The sequence below is a fragment of the Photorhabdus heterorhabditis genome (genome assembly GCF_001280945.1).
Taxonomy (GTDB): Bacteria; Pseudomonadota; Gammaproteobacteria; order Enterobacterales; family Enterobacteriaceae; genus Photorhabdus; species Photorhabdus heterorhabditis.
This window is the reverse complement of sequence record NZ_LJCS01000009.1, coordinates 91,656-100,310: the sequence shown is the minus strand read 5'-3', so window position 1 is coordinate 100,310 and position 8,655 is coordinate 91,656. Positions and strand designations below refer to the sequence as shown.

General features: G+C 43.2%; 7 protein-coding genes. 3 read left to right on the top strand and 4 right to left on the bottom strand.

What is annotated here, in order from left to right:
* Positions 1-254 precede the first annotated feature (254 nt).
* Positions 255-1,160 (top strand): DMT family transporter, encoded by a 906-nt coding sequence (locus tag AM629_RS05700; protein WP_054476962.1) that lies wholly within the window; start codon positions 255-257, stop codon positions 1,158-1,160.
* Here the strand turns inward: AM629_RS05700 and AM629_RS05695 are convergent.
* The 4 genes from AM629_RS05695 to acrR form a co-directional block, all read right to left on the bottom strand.
* On the bottom strand, positions 1,157-1,705 hold the full coding sequence (locus AM629_RS05695) for a biotin transporter BioY (RefSeq protein ID WP_054476960.1): 549 nt from the start codon (positions 1,703-1,705) through the stop codon (positions 1,157-1,159). The genes AM629_RS05700 and AM629_RS05695 overlap by 4 nt on opposite strands.
* A gap of 39 nt (positions 1,706-1,744) precedes the next feature.
* The gene (locus tag AM629_RS05690; RefSeq protein ID WP_054476958.1) at positions 1,745-2,374 is read right to left on the bottom strand and encodes an energy-coupling factor transporter transmembrane component T family protein; all 630 of its coding nucleotides are present in this window, start codon (positions 2,372-2,374) and stop codon (positions 1,745-1,747) included.
* Positions 2,371-3,045, bottom strand: a complete 675-nt coding sequence (locus tag AM629_RS05685; protein WP_054476956.1) for an energy-coupling factor ABC transporter ATP-binding protein — start codon at positions 3,043-3,045, stop codon at positions 2,371-2,373. The genes AM629_RS05690 and AM629_RS05685 overlap by 4 nt, the downstream gene beginning before the upstream one ends.
* A 455-nt stretch (positions 3,046-3,500) precedes the next feature.
* Positions 3,501-4,142 (bottom strand): multidrug efflux transporter transcriptional repressor AcrR, encoded by a 642-nt coding sequence (acrR, locus tag AM629_RS05680; RefSeq protein ID WP_054476954.1) that lies wholly within the window; start codon positions 4,140-4,142, stop codon positions 3,501-3,503.
* Between the two features lie 129 nt (positions 4,143-4,271).
* On the opposite strand from acrR, the gene AM629_RS05675 reads away from it, so the two are divergent.
* Together AM629_RS05675 and AM629_RS05670 are read left to right on the top strand one after the other, a co-directional pair.
* Positions 4,272-5,465 carry an efflux RND transporter periplasmic adaptor subunit gene (locus AM629_RS05675; protein ID WP_054476951.1) on the top strand — a complete coding sequence of 398 codons (1,194 nt, stop codon included), beginning with the start codon at positions 4,272-4,274 and terminating at the stop codon, positions 5,463-5,465.
* Between the two features lie 18 nt (positions 5,466-5,483).
* Positions 5,484-8,633 carry an efflux RND transporter permease subunit gene (locus AM629_RS05670; protein ID WP_054476948.1) on the top strand — a complete coding sequence of 1,050 codons (3,150 nt, stop codon included), beginning with the start codon at positions 5,484-5,486 and terminating at the stop codon, positions 8,631-8,633.
* The last annotated feature ends 22 nt before the right edge of the window (positions 8,634-8,655 follow it).

Sequence of the window (8,655 nt, the reverse complement as noted above, 5' to 3'; positions counted from 1 at the left end):
CTAAACGGGCGTGTAATGTATCCAGTTCCTGTGTCCACAGGGTCAACGGTGTTTGCATCGAATCTTTCGCTATGTTGGCATGAGAACTTGGCGCATTATTACACAATATCTACGGCTGTAGTACTAGTAATCCTCATATCGTCTTGCCTGCGGGAGGCAATCGGATCGCCACAGGCTCTTTCATCGGTCTATTAAGTGAGAAGTATCTGATCCTATGGTCGTAATGCATTTTGATAAGATGCTGGAGTCTAAGCATGAAGATGCCCTTTTCTTACGCTACTGCTGTTCTGTACATCGTGACGATCATCACGGGAGGAACATCGTGGTATGCAGCAAAACTGCAATTAACTGACGTTTCACCTGTAATATCTCTGATTTATCGTTTTGGGTGTGCATCAGGATTGTTACTTCTGATAGCGGCAATTTCGCGGGAAAAACTCACATATACCTGGCGCGATCACCTTTCCTTCGCTTCGCTCGGAGCGTGCGGATTTGCTGTTGCATTCTTACTAATTTACAAAGCTGCGGCCTTGATCACCACCGGTTTAATCGCTCTCACCTACTCTTTAGTCATATTATTCAATTCCGTGAATACCACTCTCTTCCTGCGACAATCAACTTCACGAACAGTTCTGGTAGGTGCGCTAGTCGGTCTGGCAGGGATAATTTTAGTCTTCAGTCCAGAATTTTTTAATAATGAGTGGAATTGGGTGGGATTCGGTTACGCCATCTCCGCAACTCTCGCGTTCTCATTCGCCAACATTTCCGCAGTTCAATTACAAAGAAAAGGTATCACTGTTCTACCAATGACCGGTATTTCTATGGGATATGGCGCTATATTCCTGCTCAGCTATGCTTTATTAACCAAGCAGACATTTGGTTTTGATCCGTCACCAGTCTATGTAGCATCTCTATGCTATTTGATCCTGTTTCCTTCTGTGATTGGATACACAACTTATTTCGCTGTTGTTGGCCGTTTGGGTGCAGAACGAGGAGCTTATACGATGCTTCTCGTTCCACTTGTCGCATTAGCCATCTCCAGCGTGACAGAAGGCTATCGTCCAACTATCTGGGCCATCATCGGTACAATGATGACTCTTAGCGGCAACTATTGGGTGCTCACAACCAAGTATCAACCAGTCACAAAGACCAACGTTTAAAAATGTGACTCATGAGTGGGGTAAGCCCGACGAACAGTTTTAGCAATCAAGATAACCAATATGACTTTGATAATATCTCCTGGTATGAATCCAACCGAACCTACGGTTGCTTGCCAAAGGTTGATATTGGCAAATACTGCAACCCATGGAATGCCAATCACGTAAACAAGCACTATCCCACCAAAGGCAAGAAATCCAGATTCTTTAAAAACATTCAGCTTTGCAAGATTCTGTTCATACAAATAGCCGATGACAAAAGCTGCAATCGGCCATGCCAAAACAAAACCACCACTCGGACTGAGAAATACCCCAAATCCCCCCATACCTCCAGCCATTACCGGTAATCCAATTGCAACGAGCACACAAAAAAGCAGCAATGCTAATCCCCCGCGTTTTGCACCAACAATAGCACCAGCGAGCATCGCTCCCATTGATTGAGCCGTTATCGGAACGCCCACAACAGGAAGTGCTAATGGTGGAAATAAACCCAGCGCTGCGGTTAGTGCAGCAAATAATGCGATATAAACAATATCTTTCGTGGACATTTGATCCTCTTTCTTTTCGATAAGGCTACAAATTGTGCTTTATTTACTGTTTGATTTTTTTTTCTCAAACCCGGGATCATAGGAGCGGGCGTCGATAGCAGCGGAGATATCATCTGCCATCTTAAGCGTTCTTACAATAACGGGCACCGCAATTGCTATGACACTCTTGTCAAGACCTCTTGCCTTCTGCGCTTCCCGTACCTCCCCTGTAATTGACGCTAGAACAGGGATAAATCGTAAAGCAAGCGATAATGCCAAGCTCACTTTTCCAGGATTAACACCAAAATAGTACAACCACCCAAAACCCTTTTCCAATGCGTCAATCATATCAGAGGTACGAGTAGTGAAAGTAACCAACGAAGCCAGCAGCAAAAGTGAAACAAGGCGAACTACCACAAGAACACCAACAGTCCAATGATGCAAAAACACTTGGACGATAAAAATAAGTAACAGAACCCATATAGCAGGCCGCAGTTGCGCCCAAGCTGTTTTCAATGAGATTCTGGCTAACAAATATAAAAGTATGATGCCTGCCAAAGCTGCAACTGAAAGCTCAATACGCGGAACAACGAAAAGTAATGTTCCCAAAATAATCAAAGAAACAATCTTGAGCCCTGGGCTGGCTCGATGCACAAATGATGAACCATGCTCATACCCAGACAAACTCATGACATCATCCTTATATATTCAGGAATAGCGATAGTGGGAATGTCATCGACAACCACCTGACCATCATCAAAAACAAGTACGCGATCAAACCCCGCCAAAAACTCAAGGTCATGAGATACCACAATCACAGTTTGAGATAAGTTATCGATTGCTTCGGCAACACGGCGCTTATTTCTCAAATCAAGCAAAGTTGTAGGCTCATCGAAAATTATGTAAGCGGGGTCCATCACAAGAACACCTGAGATTGCAAGGAGTTGTTTCTGACCGCCACTTAAAAGATGGGCAGGATGCCCCCTAAACTGAAGTAAATCATATCGTGAAAGTGTCTCCTGAATTCTCTGCTGAATCGTGTCTTTGGTAAAACCGAGATTTTTCATTCCAAAGGCCAAATCCTCTTCAACAACGGGAAAAACGATCTGATTGTCAGGATTCTGGAATACAAAGCCGACCTTGCGCCGGATCGCTTTACCATCTGTTCTAGTGTTCAAACCATCCACCAGAACATCACCACTTTTCGGTACCAATAATCCATTGAGAAGACGCACGAATGTACTCTTGCCACAGCCGTTACTACCTATGATGGCAATTCTTTTTTCCTTCAGCTGCAAATTTAAGTCTTTTAATATCACACGCTGGCCGTAGGCATGCGTTACATTTTGTATTTCCAGCATAGATAGTTATCCCTCAAAAGTTACCGACCAACTACGTAATGCTGTATCAACTCAGAACTATGCCTGATCGCAAAACCTACCAGGCAATCTCAACCAATGTACTGATTTCAGCACCATCAACCAATTTCAATTCGCTGGTATCACAAACATCTGTATCAGTCTTGCTGAATTCTTCCGGTATATTTTGCACAGTCAGAATCTCCAGAATTTGCTTTAGGTTATAACTTTCCTTAGGGTTACACTCTTAAGGCTAGTAGCAATAGTATCTGATATTAGATATAACTTTGGGCCAGCTTCTAGGTATTGTTCTTTTTATAGATAAACGAAGAGCACAAGATAATGACTTTTGACCATTAGCCAAGCTATTAAGCAATTAAGCAATTAAGCAATTAAGCAATTAAGCAATTAAGCAATTAAGCAATTACCAAAATAGAATTCCTCTATATTCTGATTCTTCATTTTTCAACAATTTTCATATACTCACTATATTTAAGCACATCGATAAAGCTATCCGTTAACAATTCAGCTTCTTTCTGAATATCAAAACTATCTGGTGCAAACAACCAATTCTCCAGCAAACCGGTTATCAACCCTCTCAACATGATAGCGGCTCGCCTCAGATTCAGATTATAAGGAAGCTGACCTGATGCAATGCAATTAGAAAGTGACTCTTCAATACGAACATAGTCTGCAACACACAGTTCCTGACGAGCTTCCACCAAGGCAGACATTTCACCAACAAACTCACATTTGTGGAAAAAAATCTCCATCAATAGTCGACTTTTCGGATCGTCAACAACCGACGTCAAAATATGAATTATGAAAGTTCTTAAAATCAGGAGTGGATTATTAGAATATTTTGCTTGATACTCTTTTTCTAATTCATCAATCTTAGAATCTGACATTTTACAAGCTTCAGAAAACAGGTCTACTTTATTTTTAAAGTGCCAGTAAATTGCTCCTCGGGTTACCCCAGCCGCTGTGGCAATATCTGTCAGTGAAGTAGCCGAGACACCACGCTCAGAGAACTCTTTTATAGCCGCGTCTATAATCTGTTGCCGGGTCTCCTCAGCCTGTTGTTTAGTTTTTCGTGCCATATACTCTGTTTTTAGCCTGAAGTTGATTTACATACATTCATGTATGTTTGTATTATAGCATGCTGTTATCAATGGAGTAATGGTTTTACGGATTGAAAGATTAACATTTAAAAATATTGAGGTTTACTTATGCGAACAAACAGGGGAGTTTTGCCTCTGGCTACAGTACTGGTACTCTCAGGCAGCTTAGCTCTTTCAGGATGTAACGACAAAGACTCTCAGCAAGCTGCTGGGAACCAACAGGCTCCTGAAGTCGGTATCGTGACGCTGAAAACTGAACCTCTGATGGTCACGACCGAACTACCAGGCCGAACATCAGCTTTCCGTATTGCAGAAGTCCGTCCGCAAGTAGGTGGTATCATTCTGCAACGCAATTATGAAGAAGGAAGCGATGTAAAAACAGGGACATCCTTATACCAAATAGATCCAGCGACTTACCAGGCTGCCTATGACAGTGCAAAAGCTGACTTAGCAAAAGCTCAAGCTAATGCAGAGATTGCGCGCCTGACAGTAAACCGCTATAAGCCACTGTTAGGAACAAACTACATTAGTCAACAGGAGTTTGATAAAGCCAATGCTGATTATGCACAGGCGAATGCAGCAGTACAGGCAGCAAAAGCGGCTGTAGAAACTGCACGTATCAATTTGGCCTATACTAAAGTGACCGCACCGATTAGTGGCCGCTCCGGCAAATCGACTATTACAGAGGGTGCTCTGGTCTCTGTTGGTCAACCAACAGCACTGACGACTATTCAACAGTTGGACCCAATTTATGTGGATGTCACTCAGTCAAGCGATGATTATCTGCGCCTCAAAAATGAAATCGCCAAAGGTATTGTGCTGAAAGAGAACAGTAAACCTAAAGTTCATCTGATCATGGAAAACGGTAAAGAATACAGTGAAACAGGCTATCTGGAATTCTCCGATATTACGGTAGATGAAACAACGGGTTCTATTAATATCCGTGCAGTATTCCCTAATCCGAAAGAAGAATTACTGCCAGGTATGTTTGTTCGTGCAAAACTGGAAGATGGTGTTCGTCATGACTCAATATTGGTTCCCCAACAAGGAGTTACCCGTACACCTCGTGGCGAAGCTAGCGTCATGGTAGTTGGTAAAGGTGAAAATGTCGAACTACGCATTATCACTGCAAATCAAGCTATTGGTGATAAATGGCTAGTAACTTCCGGCCTGAAAACAGGTGATCGGGTTATCGTCACTGGTTTACAAAAAATTAAGCCCGGTATACCGGTCAAAGCAGAAGAAGTGGATTTAAACGCAAAACCTGCTGCAAACCAGGCTGAGCCTGCGAAAAAGTCTTAATTAAGGAGTCGGTGATTCATGCCTAAGTTTTTTATAGATCGGCCAATATTTGCATGGGTAATCGCAATCATCACCATGCTGGCTGGGCTGCTGGCAATTATAAAATTACCTGTGGCGCAGTACCCTACTATCGCACCACCGGCGATTTCTATCTCCGCAACTTATCCCGGTGCTGATGCGACTACTGTGCAAAACACAGTTACCCAAGTTATCGAACAAAATATGAATGGTATCGATAACTTGGTTTATATGTCTTCCGACAGTGACTCTGCTGGGAACATGAACATTACACTAACCTTTGAAGCAGGCACTAACCCTGATATTGCACAGGTACAGGTACAAAACAAACTGCAACTGGCTATGCCTCTGTTACCTCAGGAAGTACAGCAGCAAGGGATACGTGTTGATAAGTCCACCAACGCCTTCCTGATGGTCACAGGATTCACCTCTGAAGATGGAACCATGTCTCAGGAAGATATCTCTGACTATGTAGGTGCAAACATTAAAGATCCTCTGAGCCGTGTAACTGGTGTAGGTGATGCAATGCTATTCGGTAACCAATATGCCATGCGTATTTGGTTGAATCCAGACAAGCTCATTAACTACAAAATGACGACTCTGGATGTAATAAATGCAATTAAAGCACAAAATAATCAGATAGCAGCCGGCCAATTAGGGGGAACTCCCCCAGTTCCAGGTCAACGGTTGAATGCTTCAATTATTGCCCAAACCCGCCTGACTTCACCTGAAGAGTTCAGTAATATTCTTCTACGTATCAATACAGACGGTTCTCAGATCCGTCTGAAAGATGTAGCAAAAGTGGAGCTAGGTGCAGAAAACTACAACCTCATTGGCCGCTTTAACGGCAAACCTGCTGCGGGTATCGGTATCAAACTAGCAACAGGTGCTAACGCTCTGGATACATCTAAAGCGGTAAAAGAAGCCCTAAAAAATATGGAACCGTTCTTCCCTCACGGGCTGAAAATCGTATATCCATATGACACCACCCCATTTGTTAAAATTTCTATTAACGAAGTAGTAAAAACACTAGTTGAAGCCATTATGCTGGTGTTCGTGGTAATGTATCTATTCTTGCAAAACTTCCGCGCAACACTTATTCCTACCATTGCGGTCCCAGTCGTATTGTTGGGAACATTTGCGATACTCGCCGCATTTGGCTATTCAATAAATACATTGACCATGTTCGCTATGGTACTCGCCATTGGCTTACTGGTAGATGATGCCATTGTTGTTGTAGAAAACGTTGAACGCGTTATGCAAGAAGAAGGACTATCGCCGAAAGAAGCAACCAAGAAATCAATGGGGCAAATCCAAAGCGCCTTGGTTGGTATCGCTATGGTACTGTCTGCCGTATTTGTTCCAATGGCTTTCTTTGGCGGCTCAACCGGTGCAATTTATCGTCAGTTCTCAATCACCATCGTATCTTCAATGGTACTGTCTGTATTAGTAGCATTAATCCTGACGCCTGCTCTGTGTGCTACCATGCTGAAACCAGTTGCTAAAGGTAGCCACGGTAAACAAACCGGAATCTTTGGCTGGTTTAACCGAATGTTTGATAAAAGTACCCACCACTACACTGACAGTGTCGGCCGCATTCTACGCAATACAGGCCGTTATTTGGTGATTTATGTATTGCTGGTTGCGGGTATGGCTGTCATGTTTACTCGTCTGCCATCTTCTTTCCTTCCTGAAGAAGATCAAGGCGTATTGTTGACAATGGTTCAATTGCCAGCAGGTGCAACACAAGAACAGACACAGAAAGTTTTGGATAAAGTAAGTCACTATTTCCGTACAGAAGAAAAAGATCGTGTAGTTTCTGTATTTACAGTAAATGGCTTTGGTTTCAATGGTCAGGGGCAAAATACCGGTCTGGCATTTATGAGCCTGAAAGACTGGAGTGAGCGTCCTGGCTCTGAAAATAAAGTACCTGCTATTGTTGCCAGGGCAAGTGCTCACTTCCAGCAAATCAAAGAAGGCATGGTTTTTGCGTTTAACGTCCCTGCAATCGTAGAGTTAGGCTCAGCAACCGGTTTTGATTTCGAATTAATGGACAAAGCAAACCTTGGGCATGACAAACTGACCGAAGCCCGTAACCAATTGCTTGGCATGATACAACAACGCCCAGATATGTTAGTAGGTGTTCGCCCTAATGGTCAGGAAGATACTCCTCAATATCGGGTTAGGATTGATCAGGAAAAGGCTGAAGCTTTAGGTGTTTCCATCTCTGATATCAATTCAACGCTAAGCACGATGTTTGGTAGCCACTATGTGAACGACTTTATCGACCGTGGTCGTGTCAAAAAAGTTTACGTTCAGTCAGAAGCACCTTATCGTATGCTGCCAAGTGACATCTACAAACTATATGTCCGTAACAAACAAGGTGAAATGGTTCCATTCTCTGCCTTTGCAGATACATCTAAAGAACCATGGTCGTATGGCTCACCACGTTTGGAGCGCTATAACGGTCTACCATCAATGGAAATTCTAGGTGAAGCAGCTCCAGGCAAAAGTACTGGTGATGCAATGGCCTTGATGGAAGAATTGGCATCCCAATTACCAAATGGCATCGGTTTTGACTGGACAGGTATGTCTTATCAAGAACGCCTGTCAGGTAATCAGGCGCCTGCTCTGTATGCATTGTCATTGATAGTGGTATTCCTCTGCCTAGCTGCACTGTATGAAAGCTGGTCAATTCCATTCTCAGTCATGTTGGTAGTGCCATTGGGTATCATTGGAGCTTTGTTAGCAACGACATTCCGAGATCTCGATAACGACGTTTATTTCAAAGTTGGCTTGTTAACCACCATCGGCTTGTCAGCAAAAAATGCAATCCTAATCGTTGAATTTGCTAAGGATTTGATGGAAAAAGAAGGCAAAGGGCTGATAGAAGCTACGTTAGATGCAGTAAGAATGCGTCTTCGTCCTATTCTGATGACATCATTGGCATTTATGCTGGGTGTCATCCCTCTGGTACTGAGTAACGGAGCAGGTTCCGGCTCTCAAAACGCAGTAGGTACCGGGGTATTAGGTGGAATGATTGCCGCTACTTCGCTAGCTATCTTTTTCGTACCGGTATTCTTTGTGGTTATCAAACGACGTTTCAGTAAGAAAGCAGAGGAGATTGAACCAGCATCAGAATCTCACTAATGCAACTAACAATAATCGGAAG